Here is a 16,933-nt window from a genome sequence, read left to right on the forward strand (position 1 = left end):
CGCATCGTGTTCATTGTTCCTTCACCAAGCCGCCGCTAGGATGGCGCACATTGCAATCGACGGTGGACCGCCCCGCCGAACATCGGGGGCCGACGAGGGGGTCTTGGGCAACAGCATCGACCGATATCTCCTGGCGGAAAAGGCCGGCTCCGAGGGCGTTTGGGATTGGGATCTGCGCAGCGACACGCTGTACCTCTCCCCCCGCTTCAAGGATTTCCTCGGCCTCGCGCAGGGCGACGTGAACCGGCCCAACGACTGGCTGTCCCTGGTGCACGCCGAGGACGTCGATTGGTTGCACGCCTCCTTCGAAGCGCAGATGGTCGGCCTCTCCGTGCCGTTCCAGATCGAGCACCGGGTTCGCCGCGCCGATTCCGCGAGCGTCGGCGACGCGCGCTGGCGCTGGCTGGTCTGCCGGGGCATGGCAGTGATGGACGACCGGGGCGAACCGATCCGGCTGGTCGGCTCCGTCTCCGACATCACCGACCGCAAGATCGCCGAGCAGGAGCTGCGCAAAAGCGAGGAGCGCTACGCGTTGGCCGCCGCCGCCAGCAACGACGGCCTCTACGACTGGGACCTCGTCACCGACCGCGTCTATTACTCGCCGCGCTGGGCGTCGCTGCTGGGGCTTTCGGCCAGCGACCTGACCGACAGCCCGCAGGAGTGGCTGGGCCGAGTCCACCACGAAGACCATCCCACCCTGATCGACGCCTTGGCCGCGCTGAGCTGGCAAGACGCGGAAGGCTTCAAGCTCGAATACCGCATCCGCAACGCCGAGGGCGCCATCCGCTGGATGGCCTGCCGCGGCATCGCCGTGCTCGACCCCGCCGGGAAACCGATCCGGCTGGTCGGCAGCCAGGCCGACGTGACCGACCGCAAGACCGCCGAGCAGCGCCTGCGCCAGAGCGAGGAGCGCTACGCGCTCGCCGCCGCCGGGGCCGCCGACGGGCTGTGGGACTGGAACGTCGACAGCGGCGACGTCTATTACTCGCCGCGCTGGAAATCGATGCTCGGCTACGGCGAGCCGGAGATCTCCAGCACCATCGCCGAATGGTTCGACCGCGTCGTGGCAAGCGACCTGGACGGCCTGCGCACCGCCGTCAACCTGCACCTCACCGGCGAGCGCAACCACCTCCAGCACGAGTTCCGCATCCGCCGCGCCGACGGCGACGAATCCTGGATGCTGGTGCGCGGTCTGGCCGTGCGCAACGACAAGGGCTGCGCCGTCCGCATGGCCGGCTCGATGACCGACATCACCGCGCGCAAGAAGGCCGAACAGCAGTTGCTGTTCGACGCCTTCCACGACGCGATGACCGGCCTGCCCAACCGCACCCTGCTGCTCGACCGCATCGGTCAGGCGCTGGACCGCAACCGGCGGGCGGGCGGCGGACGACAATTCGCGACGATCCTGATCGACCTCGACCGCTTCAAGTCGATCAACGACGCGCTCGGCACCACCACCGGCGACCGCCTGCTGCGGATCATCGCCAAGCGGCTGGATAACACCCGGCGGGTCGGCGACACGCTGGCCCGGCTGTCGGCCGACGAGTTCGCCATTCTGCTGGACGACATCGGCGACGTCGGCGACGGGCTGGGCGCGGCCGAGCGCATGGCTCAGGCGATCTCCCGTCCGGTCACGCTGGACGGCCACGACATCGTGCTGACCGCCTCCATCGGCATCGCGTTGAGCGCCACCGGCTACGAGCACGCCGAGGACATGCTGCGCGACGCCAGCCTCGCCATGTACCGCGCCAAATCGGGCGGGCGGGCGCGGATCGACGTGTTCGACGGCAATCTGCGCCGGCAGGCGATGACCACCATGCGGACCGAGGCCGATCTCCGCGCCGCGCTGGAACTGGGGCAGCTCTGCCTCTACTACCAGCCCATCGTGTCGCTGCGCCACGGCGGCATCGCCGGGTTCGAGGCGCTGATGCGCTGGAACCATCCGGAGCGCGGCCTCGTCCCGCCCAACGACTTCATCCCGCTGGCCGAGGAGTCCGGCCTGATCGTGCCGATGGGCCGCTGGGCGTTGCAGGAGGCGACCCGGCAACTCGTGGCGTGGCAATTGCTGTTCCCCCGCCCGACCCCGCTGTTCATGAGCGTCAACGTCTCTTCCCGCCAGTTCCGCGACGACGATCTGGTGAGCGTGGTGCGCGACCTGCTGAACGAGACCGGCATCCCGCCGTCGAGCCTGAAGCTGGAACTGACCGAAAGCCTGCTGATGGAGAACCCGGCCAAATGCCGGGCGCTGATGCAGAGCATCCGCGACATGGACGTCCGGCTGTCGATCGACGATTTCGGGACCGGCTATTCCTCGCTGGCCTATCTGCACAGCTTCCCGGTCGACACGCTGAAGATCGACCGCACCTTCGTCCAGGCGGTCTCGACGGGCGAGGGCAACGCCGCCATCGTCCACGTCATCTCCACGCTGGCCACCATCCTGAACATGGACGCGGTGGCCGAGGGCGTCGAAACCGAACAGGAAGCCGAATACCTGCGCGACATCATGTGTCAATACGCGCAAGGTTATCACTTCGCCCGCCCGGCGCCGGCCGAAACCGTCGAGCGCCTGCTGGTGGCCGAAACCGAACGCGCGCTGGCCTCCTAGGCAACCCGCACTACCCAAGGAGTTTTCCCGCATGTCCGACCGCAGTTGCGGCGAATGCACCCTATGCTGCAAGCTGATGGGGGTGCCCGAACTGAAGAAGCCCTCCGCCAAATGGTGCGCGTCCTGCGACCAGGGCACGGGCTGCACGATCTATGAGGAACGTCCGCAATCCTGCCGGAACTTCCAGTGCTTCTGGCTGATGGACGAGAATTTCCCGGACGAGTTCCGCCCGGACCGCATCCACGCGCTGGCCGCCTTCAACGACGTGAAGAACAGCTGCGTCCTGCACGTCGATCCGGCCAAGCCGCGCGCCATGGGCAGCCCGGAAGTCCAGGCGCTGACCGACGCGCTGCTGAAGGTCTACGAGAAGGTGTTCTTCCTGTGCGGGAAGGAAAGCGCGATGATGCAGCGGTGACAACATCTCGGCCGCGAGACGAAAAGGGCCTCACGGGGAAGAGCTTCCCCGTGAGGCCTTCTTTTTTCCTTTACGACGCCCCGAAATCCAGCCCCCAGGCCGAATAGCGTTCGGGATCGTCGACCCAGCCCTCGCGCACCTTGACGAACAGGATCAGGTGGACGCGGCGTTCCAGCATCTTCTGCAACTCGCCGCGCGCCGACTGCCCCAGCGACTTGATGCGCTGGCCGCCCTTGCCCAGCACGATGGCCTTCTGGCTCTCCCGCTGCACGAAGATGACCTGCGAGATCTTCACCGACCCGTCGTCGAACTCCTCCCAGATCTCGGTCTCGACCGTGGCCGAGTAGGGAAGCTCCTGGTGAAGCTGGAGGAACAGCTTCTCGCGCGTGATCTCCGCCGCCAGCAGCCGCATCGGCATGTCGGAGATCTGGTCCTCCGGGAAATGCCACGGCCCCTCGGGCAGACGCTCGGCCAGAAAGGTCTTCAGATGGGCGACGCCGTCCGCGGTCTGGGCCGACACCATGAAGATGTCGGTGAACACGCCTTCCTGTTGGAATTTGTCGGCGATGCCCAGCAGCACGTCGCGCTTGACCAGATCGATCTTGTTCAGGATCAGGATGGCCTTGCGACCCTGCTCCTTCAGCCGGGCGACGATGCTCAGCGTGTCGTCGTCGATGCCGCGCCGCGACACGTCGTATAGAACGCCGATCACGTCGGCATCCTCCGCCCCCTGCCACGCCGCCGCGACCATGGCGCGATCCAGCCGGCGCTTGGGCTTGAAGATGCCCGGCGTGTCCACGAAGATCAGCTGGCTGTCGCCGGTGATGGTGATACCCAGCACGCGGGTCCGCGTCGTCTGCACCTTCGGGCTGACGATGGACACCTTGCTGCCGATCATCGCGTTCAGCAGCGTGGACTTCCCGGCGTTGGGCGCGCCGACCAGGGCCACGAAGCCGCAGCGCGGGTGCTCGGGCATGGCGCCCAGCGGCGGCAGCTCGATGGGAACCCCGACCACGGCGTCGTCCCCGTCCTCCTCGTCCTCGGACTCGTCGCCCTCGAACGGGCCGTCCTCGAAATCATCGTCTTCGAACGAATTGTCGATGTCGTCGCGACCGTCAGTCATCGACTTGCACTCCCACCTGGCTCAACAACGCGTTGGCCGCCTTCTTTTCCGCGATGCGCTTGGACGGTCCGGCTCCGGTGACCGGCTCCATCCCCTCGACGCGCACCGCAACCACGAACACCGGCTCATGCGCCGGGCCGCTGCGTTCGATCAATTCGTAGCTGGGGAGCGGCTTGCCGCGCCCCTGTGCCCATTCCTGCAACGCCGTCTTGGAATCGAGCGGCGGCGGCGACGCCTTCTCGATCGACTCCGCGAGCGCGCGGCGGACGAAGCGGGTCACCGCCTCCAGCCCACCATCCAGATAGAGGGCGCCCAGCACCGCCTCGCAGGCGTCGCCCAGGATGGTGCGGTTGGCGCGGCCGCCGCTCTGCACCTCGGAGGGCGACATCCGCAGATAGGCGCCCAGACCGATGGTGTCGGCGACGCGCCCCAGCGATTCGCGGCGGACCAGCGAGGCGTGACGCTTCGCCAAGGCCCCTTCCCGCTCGTTCGGGTAGCGCTCCAGCAGCCATTCTGCGACGACGAGACCGACGACGCGGTCGCCCAGGAACTCCAGGCGCTCGTAAGCGAGGCCCGGCCCGCCGGGCTTACGCGCGCCCCGCTCCAGCCCGGCGAGGCTGGGATGGGTCACCGCGTCCTGCAACAGGTCGAGGTTCACGAACGCATGGCCGAGCGCACGGGCGAGTTCCGCCACGTCGGCCGCGTCCTCCACGATCCTGTGACCGGCGTCCGCCTCGATTGCGGCAGGCGCCTCCTTGTCCAAACTCAATTACCGGACTCCGCTGAACAGGCGGCTGAACCGGAGATCGACCGGCCACCGCCACACCTCGAAGAAGCGTGTGCCTTCGTCGAGCGAGAAGAAAAGGAATTCGGCGCGACCCACCAGATTTTCCACCGGCACGAAGCCGACCTGCGCCGGCACGCGGCTGTCCAACGAGTTGTCGCGGTTGTCGCCCATCATGAACAGATGGTCGGCCGGCACCTTGTAGGCCGGGGTGTTGTCGAGCGGGCCGTTGTCCGACTCCTCGATGATGCGGTGGGTGCGGCCCTCCGGCAGCGTCTCGACGTACTGGGCGGTGCGCACGGTGCGGCCGAGACCGTCCTGCGCCACGTAATCCTCGATCCGTTCGCGCTTCACCGGTTGGCCGTTGATGTGCAGCACGCCGCCGATCATCTGGATGGTGTCGCCGGGCAGGCCGATCACGCGCTTGATGTAGTCGGTCTTGTTGTCGCGCGGCAGCTTGAACACCGCCACGTCGCCGCGCTCCGGCAGCCCGCCCAGGATGCGCCCCTCGAACAGCGGCAGGCCGAAGCCCACGGTGTGCTTGCTGTAGCCGTAGGAGAATTTCGAGACGAACAGGTAGTCGCCGATCAACAGCGTCGGGATCATCGACCCCGACGGGATGTTGAACGGCTCGAACGCGAAGGTGCGCACGCCGAAGGCGATGATCACGGCGTAAAGCACCGTCTTCACCGTCTCGGCGAAGCCGGACTCCTTCTTGGCGTCGGAAGCCGTCTGCTTCTGGAAGGTCATTCTGGTTTCGCCGTGTCGGTGGGAAGGGGCGCCGACCCGGCTTCGACGTCCGGTTCGGCGCTGATGATGACGAAGGCTTCCGCCATCGGGTATTCGTCGGTCAGGGTCACGTGGATGCGTGCGCGCATGCCAAGCGGTGTCATCGCCTGGAGCCGTTCCAGCGCGCCGCCGGTCAGCCGCATGGTCGGCTGGCCGGACGGCAAGTTGACCACGCCCATGTCGCGCCAGAACACCCCGTCGCGAAAGCCGGTGCCGAGCGCCTTCGAGCACGCCTCCTTGGCGGCGAAGCGCTTGGCGTAGCTCGACGCCCGCGCGCTGTGGCGCCCGGCCGACCCGGCGCGGCGCTCCGACTTGGCCTTCTCCACCTCGGTGAAGATGCGGTCGATGAAGCGCGCGCCGAAGCGTTCGAGCGATTGCTCGACGCGGCGGATGTCGATGAGGTCGTTGCCGATTCCCAGGATCATGCCGACGCCGATCATCGCCGGGCCGCGTTCATCGCCGCGCGCATGCGGGCGATGGCGTTGGTCAGGCCGACGAAGATCGCCTCGCCGATCAGAAAATGGCCGATGTTCAGCTCGACGATGGTGGGGATTGCGGCCACCGGCCCGACCGTGGCGTAGCTCAGGCCGTGGCCGGCGTGGCATTCCAGCCCGATGGCCTCGGCGTGGGCGGCGGCGCGGACAATGCGCTCCAGCTCGTGGGCGCGGGTCTCCGGGGTCTCGGCGTCGCAATAGGCGCCGGTGTGCAGTTCCACCACCGGGGCGCCCAGCGCCTTGGCGGCGTCGAGTTGCGCCGGCTCGGGGTCGATGAACAGCGACACGCGGATTCCGGCGGCGCCGAGCTCTCCGATCGGACGCGCCAATGAGCCGGCGTTGCCGATCGCGTCCAGCCCGCCCTCGGTCGTCACCTCGGTGCGCTTTTCGGGAACCAAGCAGGCGGCGTGCGGCTTGTGGCGCAGCGCGATGGCCAGCATCTCGTCCGTCGCCGCCATCTCGAAGTTGAGCGGACGGTCGATGCCGGCCATCAGCTTCTCGATGTCCCGGTCGGTGATGTGGCGCCGGTCCTCGCGCAGATGGGCGGTGATCCCGTCGGCACCGGCCTCGATGGCGAGCATCGCCGCGCGCAGCGGATCGGGGTTGGTGCCCCCGCGCGCGTTGCGGACGGTCGCCACATGGTCGATGTTCACGCCGAGGCGCAGGGTACGGGACATCAAAGCACTCCAAACGGCCGCCGGACCGATGCGGGGAAGCCGGGCGATTCCGTCTATATAGCGGTGCGGGGGCGTCGCGTCACGCCCGATGCGGAGCTTTCACCCATCGCATCCCCATCACCCGTTGGGAAGCGGGCGCGGGACCGGCCGATGCGGGGGCGTCAGCGCCCCCGCGCCCGCTCCACCGAATGGATGACGGGGGTCGCGCGCAAGGCCGCCATGATGTTGGTCAGGTGCTTGGCGTCCTTGACCTCGATATCGATCAGCAGCTCGAAGTAATCGGTGCTTCGGTTGGTGATCTTCTGGTGGATGATGTTCCCCTGGTTCTTGCCGATCACGGTGAACAGCGTGCCGAGCGAGCCCTGCTCGTTGCCGATCAGAACGGTGATGCGGCCGACATGCTCCTCGGGACTGTCCTGCCCGCTTTCCCAGGAGACGTCGATCCAGCGCTCCGGCGATTCGTGGAAGCTCTCCAGGGTCTCGCAGTCGATGGTGTGGATCGTCACGCCCTTGCCGGTGGTGACGATGCCGACGATGCGGTCGCCCGGCAGCGGGTGGCAGCAGCGGGCGTAATGCACCGCCATGCCGGGAATCAGCCCCCGGATCGGCAGCGGCGATTCCTTGCCGCGCGCCTTGGCCTTGGCCTTCGGGGTCTGGGCCGCCTTGTCGTCGAGCTCGCGCAGCGCCGTCTGGGCGGCCTGCGCCTTGTGGCCGGGGAAGACTCCGTGGAAGACCTCGCGCACCGAATGCAGGCCGGACCCGACTCCGGCCATCAGGTCGTCCACACTCGGCTGCTGGAAGATCTTGAGAACGTTCTCCAGCGCCTTTTCGGAGAACTCGTAGCCCTCCGCCTTGAACTGGCGCATCAGCATGCCGCGCCCGAGCTCGACGTACTGGGCGCGCTGCTGGGTGCGCAGGAACTTGCGGATCCGCGCCCGCGCCTTGCCGGTGACGACGAAGCGCTCCCAGCCCGGAACGGGGGTCTGCGCCTTGGAGGTGACGATGTCGACCTGGTCGCCGTTCTGCAACTGGGTGCGCAGCGGCAGCATGCGGCCGTTGATCTTGGCGCCGACGCAATGGTCGCCGACCTGCGAGTGGACCGCGTAGGCGAAATCCACCGGCGTGGCGCCGCGCGGCAGCGCGATCAGGTCGCCCTTCGGCGTGAAGCAGAAGACCTGGTCCTGGAACAGTTCCAGCTTGGTGTGTTCGAGGAACTCCTCTGGCTTCTGCGCGTGCTCCAGGATGTCGAGCAGTTCGCGCAGCCAGCGGTATTCACCGCCGGACGTGCGCGGCTGATGATCCTGCTTGTAAGCCCAGTGGGCGGCGACGCCCAACTCAGCGATCTCGTGCATGTCGCCGGTGCGGATCTGCACCTCGATCCGGTTGCGGCCGGGGCCGATGACACCGGTGTGCAGGCTGCGGTAGCCGTTGGGCTTGGGCGTCGAGATGTAGTCCTTGAAGCGCCCCGGCACGACCGGGTAATGCGCGTGGACGACGCCCAGCGCCTGATAGCATTCCGCCACCGTGCCGACGGTGATGCGGAAGGCCATGATGTCGGACAGCTGCTCGAAACTGACGTTCTTGCGCTGGAGCTTGCGCCAGATCGAATAGGCGGATTTCTCGCGGCCCGACACCGGAACGTCGGGCAGCCCCTCTTCCGCCAGCACGTCGCGCAGCTCGGTGATGATGGTCTGGACGCGGCTCTCGCCCTCGCTGCGCAAGCGGGCAAGCTGGGCCAGGATGCTGTCGCGGGCGTCGGGGTTCAGTTCGGCGAAGGCCAGATCGTCCAGTTCGTCCTTGATCTTGTGCATGCCGATGCGTTCGGCCAAGGGCGAGTAGATCTCGATGGTCTCGCGGGCGATGCGCTTGCGCTTTTCCGGCTTCTTCAGGTGGAAGAGCGTGCGCATGTTGTGGAGTCGGTCGGCCAGCTTCACCAGGAGGACGCGGATGTCCTCCGACATGGCGATGACCAGCTTGCGGAAGTTCTCCGCCTGCTTGGCCTGCTCGCTGTTCAGTTCCAGGCGGGACAGCTTGGTGACGCCATCGACCAGCCGGGCGATTTCCTTGCCGAACACCCGCTCGATGTCCTCGAGCGTGGCGACGGTGTCCTCGACGGTGTCGTGAAGCAGCGCCGTGGCGATGGTGCCGGCGTCCAGCTTCATCTGCGTGAGGATGCCGGCGACTTCCAGGGGGTGCAGGAAGTAGGGGTCGCCGGAAGCGCGGGTCTGCGACCCGTGCGCCTTCATCGAGAAGACGTAGGCGCGGTTCAGAAGATCCTCGTCGGCCGAGGGATCATACGCCTTGACGCGCTCGACAAGCTCGTATTGCCGGATCATGCGGCCCGACCCGACGCGCGCGGCGTCCTCTGGTGAGAATCGAAGGGGGGCCGAATGCCCCCCGTGCTGTCACAAGCCCGATGGTCGTTCAGAATCAGATGTCTCCGTCGCCATCCTCGGTCATGGAGAAACCGGCGCCCGGCTCGGCGTCCATATCGGCGGCGACGTCGTCCTCTTCGGTCAACTCCTCGCCGTCGCTCTCGCTCATGCCGTCCTCGTCGCCCAGCGAGTTGTTGCCGCGCGCCGCCCAATCGTTCTCGCCGGCCATCAGCTCGACGATCTCTTCCTCGGGCTCGTCCGGCTCGACGTGCTTCTGGTGGCCCTTGATCAGGGCGTTCTTCAAATAATCCAGCGACACCGTCTCGTCCGCGATCTCGCGGAGCGCCACGACCGGGTTCTTGTCGTTGTCGCGGTCGATCGACAGCGGAGCGCCGGACGCCACCTCACGGGCGCGCTGGGCGGCCATCATCACCAGCTCGAAACGGTTCGGAACCTTCAGGACGCAATCTTCAACGGTAACGCGGGCCATGCCAAGCAAACTCCGGATTCAAAGGAGGCCCTTGACTATATGGACGCGGCCCGATTGACGCAAGCGCGAACAGGACCTTTCGCAGCGCGATGCGCAGGGAAAACCCCAACCGAGCGTATAATAAGTAGTCCGCTCTTGTTTAACAGGCCCTCATGCCCTAATTTCAGAATTGGAACACGGGCCATTACGCATGTTCCAGTCATATGCATCAAGCTATCGTGGAAGGATTAAGGCATTGGATCGCAGCACGACTTTGCCGCGTGACGTCAGCAAATTGTTTTACAAGGAAGAGCGTCTCGCATTGTTCATCGATGGCGCCAACCTCTACGCCGCAGCACGATCCCTCGGGTTCGATATCGATTACAAACGGTTGCGCGACGGATTCGCCGGCGAAGGCCGGTTGATGAGGGCCTTCTATTACACCGCATTGGTTGAGGATCAGGAATACTCGCCGATCCGACCGCTGGTCGATTGGCTGGACTACAACGGCTACACCATGGTCACCAAGCCGACCAAGGAGTTCACCGACGCGTCCGGCCGCCGCAAGATCAAGGGCAACATGGACATCGAGCTGGCCATCGACGTGATGGAGATGGCCGACCATGTCGATCACATCCTGCTCTTCTCGGGCGACGGCGACTTCCGCCGGCTGGTCGAGGCGGTGCAGCGCAAGGGCGTGCGCGTCAGCGTCGTCAGCACCGTCCGCTCGCAGCCGCCGATGGTGGCTGACGAACTTCGTCGCCAAGCGGACAACTTCATCGAGCTGCAGGATCTGGCGCCCTTCATCGCCCGCCAGCACCATCACCGGGAGCCGAGCGGCGGCGGTTACCACGAGCATCCGGGCCAGCAGAGCGGCCCGACGCTGTACGACCCCGACGACCGGGGCTGAGCGTTCGAACCAACGAAGCGTGATGTGAAAAAAAGGGGGCGAGGTTCGCCCTCCTTTTTTATGCCCCGGCGCCGCGCCGGTTGTTCGCCATCCGGTCGGCGGTGGCGAGCGCGGCCAACAGGCTTACGGCGCTCGCTCTGCCGGTGCCCGCGATGTCCAGCGCCGTGCCGTGGTCCGGCGATGTGCGAACGAAGGGCAGCCCCAGCGTGATGTTCACGCCGCTGTCGAAATCGACCGTCTTCAGCGGGATCAGCGCCTGATCATGGTACATGCACAGCGCCGCGTCGAAGCCCGCGCGCGCCGCCGCGTGGAAGAGCGTGTCGGACGGGCGCGGCCCGAACGCGTCGATCCCCTCGGCGCGCAGCGCGGCGACGGCGGGTTCGATGATGTCGATCTCCTCGCGGCCCATCGCCCCGCCCTCCCCCGCGTGCGGATTCAGCGCGGCGACCGCCAAACGCGGGCGGGCGATGCCGAAATCGCGGGTCAGGGCCGCCGCCGTCACGCGCCCGGCGTGAACGATGGCGGCCGTCGTCAACCGATCAACCGCGTCGCGCAACGACACATGGATGGTCACCGGCACCACCCGAAGATCCGCCGCCGCCAGCATCATGATCGGCTCGTCCGCCAAACCGGCGAGGTGGGCCAGATACTCGGTGTGGCCGGGATGACGGAAACCGGCGGCATAGAGCGACGATTTCTGGATGGGGTTGGTGACGACCGCCGATGCCTCGCCGGCTTGCACCAGGGCGACCGCCCGGTCGATGCTGGCGATCACCGCCGCGCCGTTCGCCGGGTCGGGCCGACCGGCCACCACCGGCGCGGCGAGAGCCACCGGCAGGACCGGCAGCGCCTCATGGAACAGACCGGTCGCCTCGCCGGCCGAGGCCACGGCGCGCACCGGGACGTCCATGCCCAGCCGTGCCGCCAGCGCCGCCAGACGGTCCGGATCGTCGAGCAGGACGAAGGGGGCGACCCCGGCCTCGCGCCGCACCGCCCAAGCTTTCAGGATGATGTCCCCGCCGACGCCCGCCGGCTCGCCCATGGTGACGGCCAGCGGCGGACGGCTCGGCGGGGCGGCCATCAGGTCCGCACCTCGATGAAGGCGGAGCGCCGCAGATCGCGCAGGTAGCGGCGCGACAGCAGGTCGGCGCGCTCGCCGATCAGATCGCGCTCGACCTCCTCGCGGCCCGGCAGCTTGGCCTCCTTGACCGGGGTGGTCTGAGGTTGCGGCGGGGCGGCGGCGGGCTTGGGCTGGGCTTCCGGCGGCGGCTGGATCATCGGCACGTCGCGCTTGCAGACGATCAGGATCACGGCGGCGCCGGGGCTCATCAGAACCGGGCTGGCCTGCCCGAGCGGGATGCCGACGGCGAGCTGCTGCAGACCGGGCGGCAGATCCTTCACGCGCAGGGTGCCCATGTCGCCGGATTCCGGAATGCCCGTGGCCTTGGCCTTGGACTCGAAATCGGCGCAGCTCTTGATCGACTTGCGCAGCTTCTCGGCGCTGTCCTTCACCGCCTTCGCCTCTTCCTTGGAGGCGATGGGGATGATGATCTGCTTCATGTTGACCGACGCGCGGGCGATGTCGGGGCGCGGCTGCGGGCGCGGGGCGACCGGCTGCGGGGGCGGCATCACCACCTCGCCGCCGCTGCTGCCGAAGGCGCGCTGCCCGCGCACCAGCAGGATGTGGTAGCCGGTCGAGGTCCGCACCGGCGGCGACAGCTGCCCGGCGCGCATGGTCGCCAGCGCGCGGTCCACCTCGCCGGCCATCTCGCCGCTGCGCACCCAGCCGAGGTCGCCGCCGGAGGCGGCGCCCGCCGACTGCGAGAACTGGCGGGCCAGCGCCGCGAAGTTGCCGCCGCGCCGAACCTCGTCGACCAGACGGTCGGCGGTGCGGCGCACATCGTCGTCCTGTTCGGGACTGTCCACGGCCAGGAAGATCTCGGCGACCAGATACTCCGGCTTGCCGATGTTGGCCTTCAGCCGCTCCATCGCCGCGTCGATCTCCTCCTCGCCGATCACCACCTCCTGGCGGATGCGGCGCTGCATGACGCGCTGCCACGCCATCAGCGCGCGGACCTGCTCGTGCAGGGCGGAGATCGGAACCCCCTGATTCTTCAGCAGCGTTTCCAGCTGCGGACGGCCCATGCGGTTCTGTTCGGCGATGCGCTTGACCGACTCGTCGATCTCGGCCTGGGCGATGCTGATGCCCGACCGCTTAGCCTCCTGGAGCTGGAGCCGTTCGTCCACCAATTGGCGCAGCACCTGCGGGGCCAGCCGCTGGCGCGTCTCCTGACTTTCCTGGGTGCCGGTGTTGAGCAGGGCCAACCGGATGCGCGCGTTGACGTCGGAGATCGAGATGACGTCGTCGTTCACCACGGCGGCGATCCGTTCGGAATCGGGCGTGGCGGGCGCGCCGCCCTGCGCCTTCGCGACGGGCGGCTTGGTCGTCTGGGCCATGGCGGGAAGGGCCAGGACGGCACAGGCGGTCGCCACGGCAAAGGCCGAACGGACGGCTCGCAAACTCGGCATGGTGCTCAAGCTCCAAAAACAGGTTGCCCGTTAATACGGCCGGGTTAGGCCCTCTGTAAACGGAATCCTATGCCCCGTTTCCGGGGCGGAATTGTGGCGTCCGGTCCGGACGCCAGGAGGCCCCACCGGGCCAAGGCCGTTCAGCCGTCCTCCAGATGAAGGAGCGCCGCCGTGCCCAGCAGCAGGCTGATGCCCGCCGGGCTCCACGCCGCCATCAGGATCGGAATGGTTTCCGACATGCCGAAGGTGCGGACCACGTCGGTGGTGACGAACAGCACGAAGCCGGTCAGCACCCCGCCGGTCACCATCGCCATCGTGCCGCCGCGCCGGGGCATCCGCAGCGAGAAGGCGGCGGCGAACAGCACCATCGCCAGGAACAGGAAGGGCTGCGCCAGCAGGGACTGGTAGTGCAGCCGGTGCCGGACCGCCGGGAAGCCCGTGGTTTCCAGCGTGTGGATGAAGCGCGGCAGGTCCCAGAAGGAGATCGTCTCCGGCGGGGCGAAGCTCTCCTCGATGGTCGCCATGTCCAGCTCGGTGGGGATGGTGTAGGTCGCCAGCGGCTCCGGATCCTTCTTGGCCCGGTTCAGCACGGCGTCGTGCAGCTCCCACTTCTTGTCCTTCAGGACGGCGCCCGGCGCGTCGACCCGGCCCAGATAGGTCTGGTCGGCGTCGAACTGGAAGACGATGACGTTGGTCAGCTCGAAGGTCAGCGGGTTGACCAGTTCCGAATGGATGAAGAACTGATCCTTCTCGCTGGTCTGCCGCAGCCACAGCCCGGATCGCGAGATGTTCAGCGTGTTGGACTTCATCTTCAGGAAGCGGTCCTGAAGCTGGTCGTACTTGGCGATGAACACGGCGCCGACCGGGTTGATGACCGTCACCTTGACCACCCCGATGGCGGCCGCCGCGATCAGCACCGGCATCAGGAACTGCCACGCCGACACGCCGACCGCGCGCGCCACCACCAGCTCGGCGCTGCGGGTCAGGCGCCAGAAGGTGAACATGCCGGCGAACAGGATGACGAAGGGGAAGATCTGCTGACCGATCTCCGGCAACTTCAGCAGCGCCATCCGCAAGACCAGACCGAAGGTGACGTTCGGCTTGGTGCCCGCGCGGCGCAGCAACTCGACGACGTCGAGCAGCAGCACGATCGACAGCAGGATCACCATCAGCAGGCAGAACCACAGAATGAACTGGCGGCCGATGTAACGGGACAGCGTGGGCGAGGAATACATGCGATCCGGTCTCCGGAACCGTCCGGGCCTGGCCCATCGCGGTTTGTCCGGGCTGTGTACCGCCGTTGCGCCGGGATGACAACCTCGGCGCAACGGCGGAGTCTTCCGCGCCATCCCGCCTTTTCCATCTGGACTTCCCGCCCGCCTCATCCAAACTGAAGAGGGATGGATCACGATGGGGAGGGACGGCTGATGACGGACACCGCAATCACCATTCGGGAGGCGCAGGCCGCCGACGCCGACGGCATGGCCGCCGTGCACGTGCAGAGCTGGCGCTCGACCTACCCCGGCCTGATCCCGACCCCCTTCCTGGTCAACCTGTCGGAACCCGCCGCCGCCTCCCGCTGGCGCTCGGTCGCGGAAGCGCGCGGTCCGGGCCAGGGCGCCTTCGTCGCCGTGGACACCGGCGGCCTCGTGGCGCCGGCCGGCACCATCGTCGGGATCGCCTCCTACGGGGCGCGGCGCGCGACGGTGGACGGCTATGGCGGGGAGGTCCACGCGCTCTACCTGCTGGACGAAGCCAAGGGGCTGGGCGTCGGACGCCGGCTGATGGCGGCGATGGCCGAGCGGCTGATGGCCGACGGCGTGCGCTCCGCCGGGCTGTGGTGCCTGCGCGACAACCCGTCGCGCTGGTTCTACGAAAGGCTAGGGGGTAGCCGCGTCGCCGAGCGGCCGATCCGCTTCGCCGGGGCGCAATTGATGGAGATCGCCTATGGCTGGCGCGACCTGGCCCCGCTTGCACGCTTGTCGGCGGGACCGGAGGTGCGGTAGACACGGGACTTGAGTCCCCCGCATCAGGATTCGTCGATGTCGACCGCTGCCGCCTCTTCCGCTCACGCCCTGTCCAACGAGCGCGTCCTTATTCTCGATTTCGGGTCGCAGGTGACCCAGCTGATCGCGCGCCGGGTGCGCGAGAGCGGCGTCTACTGCGAAATCCACCCCTTCGGCATGAGCGAGGAGCGCATCCGCGCCTACGCGCCGAAGGCGGTAATCCTGTCCGGCAGCCCGGCCTCCGTCACCGAGGAGAACGGCCCGCGCGCTCCGCAGGCGGTCTTCGAACTGGGCGTTCCGGTTCTGGGCATCTGCTACGGCCAGCAGACCATGTGTCACCAGTTGGGCGGCGCCGTCTCCGGCTCCGACCACCGCGAGTTCGGCCGCGCCTTCATCGAGATCAAGGAGCCCTGCGCGCTCTTCGACGGTCTGTGGGATCTGGGCTCGCGCGAGCAGGTGTGGATGAGCCACGGCGACCGCGTCACGGCGATTCCCCCCGGCTTCCGCGCGGTGGCGGTCAGCGACGGCGCGCCCTTCGCCGTCATCGCCGACGACACCCGCCACTTCTACGGCGTGCAGTTCCACCCGGAGGTCGTCCACACCCCGCACGGCGCGCAGCTGCTGGCGAACTTCGTCCACGGCGTCGCCGGCATCAAGGGCGACTGGACGATGGCCGCGTTCAAGCAACAGGCCATCGAGAAGATCCGCGCCCAGGTCGGCAAGGGCAAGGTGATCTGCGGGTTGTCGGGTGGCGTCGATTCCTCGGTCGCGGCGGTGCTGATCCACGAGGCGATCGGCGACCAGCTGACCTGCATCTTCGTGGACACCGGCCTGATGCGGGCCGGCGAGGCGGACGAGGTCGTGACCCTGTTCCGCGACCACTACAACATTCCGCTGATCCACCGCGAGGCGTCGGACCTGTTCCTCGGCAAGCTGGCCGGGGTCAGCGACCCAGAGCAGAAGCGCAAGATCATCGGCGGCCTGTTCATCGAGGTCTTCGACGAGGAGAGCCACAAGATCGGTGGCGCCGAGTTCCTGGCCCAAGGCACCCTCTATCCCGACGTGATCGAGAGCGTCTCCTTCACCGGCGGCCCGTCGGTGACGATCAAGTCGCACCACAACGTCGGCGGCCTGCCCGACCGCATGAAGCTGAAGCTGGTCGAGCCGCTGCGCGAGCTGTTCAAGGACGAGGTCCGGGCGCTCGGCCGTGAGCTTGGCCTGCCCGCCGCCTTCATCGGCCGCCATCCCTTCCCCGGTCCGGGGCTGGCCATCCGCATCCCCGGCGATATCACCCCGGAAAAGCTGGAGATTCTGCGCAAGGCCGACACGGTCTATCTGGAGGAGATCCGCAACGCCGGCCTCTACGACGCCATCTGGCAGGCCTTCGCGGTGCTGCTGCCGGTGCGCACGGTGGGCGTGATGGGCGACGGCCGCACCTATGACCATGTGCTGGCGCTGCGCGCGGTGACCTCGACCGACGGCATGACCGCCGACTGGTTCCAGTTCCCGCACGAGTTCCTGGCGCGGGTGTCGAACCGCATCGTCAACGAGGTGCGCGGCGTCAACCGTGTGGTCTACGACATCACCAGCAAGCCGCCCGGCACGATCGAGTGGGAGTGATTCACGCCGCTTCGAGCGGTATCCGAAACCAGACTGAGAGACGCCGTAACTCACTGATAAAAAACTTTCCGCCATCACCTATCGATGGGCAGTGATCGTGTCTGACGATCCCCGCCCATATTGACGATCGCGAAAAT

The 16,933-nt window shown here is 67.4% G+C and carries 15 protein-coding genes; 5 read left to right on the forward strand and 10 right to left on the reverse strand.

Going from position 1 to position 16,933, the window contains the following annotated elements; all coding sequences use genetic code 11:
* The first annotated feature begins 103 nt into the window (after positions 1-103).
* Together EJ913_RS20705 and EJ913_RS20710 are read left to right on the forward strand one after the other, a co-directional pair.
* Positions 104-2,605, forward strand: a complete 2,502-nt coding sequence (locus tag EJ913_RS20705; protein ID WP_244939433.1) for a sensor domain-containing protein — start codon at positions 104-106, stop codon at positions 2,603-2,605.
* A 31-nt stretch (positions 2,606-2,636) separates the two neighbouring features.
* Positions 2,637-3,020 carry a hypothetical protein gene (locus EJ913_RS20710; RefSeq protein WP_127001417.1) on the forward strand — a complete coding sequence of 128 codons (384 nt, stop codon included), beginning with the start codon at positions 2,637-2,639 and terminating at the stop codon, positions 3,018-3,020.
* 70 nt (positions 3,021-3,090) lie between these two features.
* Here the strand turns inward: EJ913_RS20710 and era are convergent, their stop codons facing one another.
* The 7 genes from era to rpoZ form a co-directional block, all read right to left on the reverse strand.
* The gene (gene era, locus EJ913_RS20715) at positions 3,091-3,996 is read right to left on the reverse strand and encodes a GTPase Era (RefSeq protein ID WP_127001628.1); all 906 of its coding nucleotides are present in this window, start codon (positions 3,994-3,996) and stop codon (positions 3,091-3,093) included.
* Positions 3,997-4,135: 139 nt separating this feature from the next.
* Positions 4,136-4,906 carry a ribonuclease III gene (gene rnc, locus EJ913_RS20720; protein ID WP_425321121.1) on the reverse strand — a complete coding sequence of 257 codons (771 nt, stop codon included), beginning with the start codon at positions 4,904-4,906 and terminating at the stop codon, positions 4,136-4,138.
* A gap of 6 nt (positions 4,907-4,912) precedes the next feature.
* Entirely contained in the window at positions 4,913-5,677 is a 765-nt protein-coding gene (gene lepB / locus EJ913_RS20725; protein WP_127001421.1) for a signal peptidase I, read from the reverse strand.
* The gene (gene acpS, locus EJ913_RS20730; protein WP_127001423.1) at positions 5,674-6,156 is read right to left on the reverse strand and encodes a holo-ACP synthase; all 483 of its coding nucleotides are present in this window, start codon (positions 6,154-6,156) and stop codon (positions 5,674-5,676) included. Before acpS ends, lepB begins: the two co-directional genes overlap by 4 nt.
* Positions 6,153-6,887, reverse strand: coding sequence for a pyridoxine 5'-phosphate synthase (locus EJ913_RS20735; RefSeq protein WP_127001425.1), 735 nt, complete (start codon positions 6,885-6,887; stop codon positions 6,153-6,155). Before EJ913_RS20735 ends, acpS begins: the two co-directional genes overlap by 4 nt.
* 161 nt (positions 6,888-7,048) lie before the next feature.
* Complete coding sequence (locus EJ913_RS20740; protein WP_127001426.1) at positions 7,049-9,223, reverse strand: RelA/SpoT family protein; 2,175 nt, start codon at positions 9,221-9,223, stop codon at positions 7,049-7,051.
* 94 nt (positions 9,224-9,317) lie between these two features.
* Complete coding sequence (gene rpoZ / locus EJ913_RS20745) at positions 9,318-9,752, reverse strand: DNA-directed RNA polymerase subunit omega (protein WP_127001427.1); 435 nt, start codon at positions 9,750-9,752, stop codon at positions 9,318-9,320.
* A gap of 274 nt (positions 9,753-10,026) precedes the next feature.
* On the opposite strand from rpoZ, the gene EJ913_RS20750 reads away from it, so the two are divergent.
* On the forward strand, positions 10,027-10,641 hold the full coding sequence (locus EJ913_RS20750; protein WP_127001630.1) for a LabA-like NYN domain-containing protein: 615 nt from the start codon (positions 10,027-10,029) through the stop codon (positions 10,639-10,641).
* 58 nt (positions 10,642-10,699) lie between these two features.
* Here the strand turns inward: EJ913_RS20750 and pdxA are convergent, their stop codons facing one another.
* The 3 genes from pdxA to lptG form a co-directional block, all read right to left on the reverse strand.
* Positions 10,700-11,722 (reverse strand): 4-hydroxythreonine-4-phosphate dehydrogenase PdxA, encoded by a 1,023-nt coding sequence (pdxA, locus tag EJ913_RS20755; protein ID WP_127001429.1) that lies wholly within the window; start codon positions 11,720-11,722, stop codon positions 10,700-10,702.
* The gene (locus EJ913_RS20760; protein ID WP_127001431.1) at positions 11,722-13,170 is read right to left on the reverse strand and encodes a peptidylprolyl isomerase; all 1,449 of its coding nucleotides are present in this window, start codon (positions 13,168-13,170) and stop codon (positions 11,722-11,724) included. The genes pdxA and EJ913_RS20760 overlap by 1 nt, the downstream gene beginning before the upstream one ends.
* Before the next feature lie 140 nt (positions 13,171-13,310).
* Positions 13,311-14,405 carry an LPS export ABC transporter permease LptG gene (gene lptG / locus EJ913_RS20765; RefSeq protein ID WP_127001433.1) on the reverse strand — a complete coding sequence of 365 codons (1,095 nt, stop codon included), beginning with the start codon at positions 14,403-14,405 and terminating at the stop codon, positions 13,311-13,313.
* 192 nt (positions 14,406-14,597) lie between these two features.
* Between lptG and EJ913_RS20770 the strand changes: the two genes are divergently transcribed.
* Both EJ913_RS20770 and guaA read left to right on the forward strand, forming a co-directional pair.
* Positions 14,598-15,176, forward strand: a complete 579-nt coding sequence (locus tag EJ913_RS20770) for a GNAT family N-acetyltransferase (RefSeq protein ID WP_127001435.1) — start codon at positions 14,598-14,600, stop codon at positions 15,174-15,176.
* Between the two features lie 36 nt (positions 15,177-15,212).
* Positions 15,213-16,796: a glutamine-hydrolyzing GMP synthase gene (guaA, locus tag EJ913_RS20775; protein ID WP_211099018.1), complete on the forward strand. Its 1,584-nt coding sequence runs from the start codon at positions 15,213-15,215 to the stop codon at positions 16,794-16,796.
* Positions 16,797-16,933 lie beyond the last annotated feature (137 nt).

Origin of the sequence: Azospirillum doebereinerae (assembly GCF_003989665.1) — a bacterium.
In the GTDB taxonomy this organism is placed as follows: Bacteria; Pseudomonadota; Alphaproteobacteria; order Azospirillales; family Azospirillaceae; genus Azospirillum; species Azospirillum doebereinerae.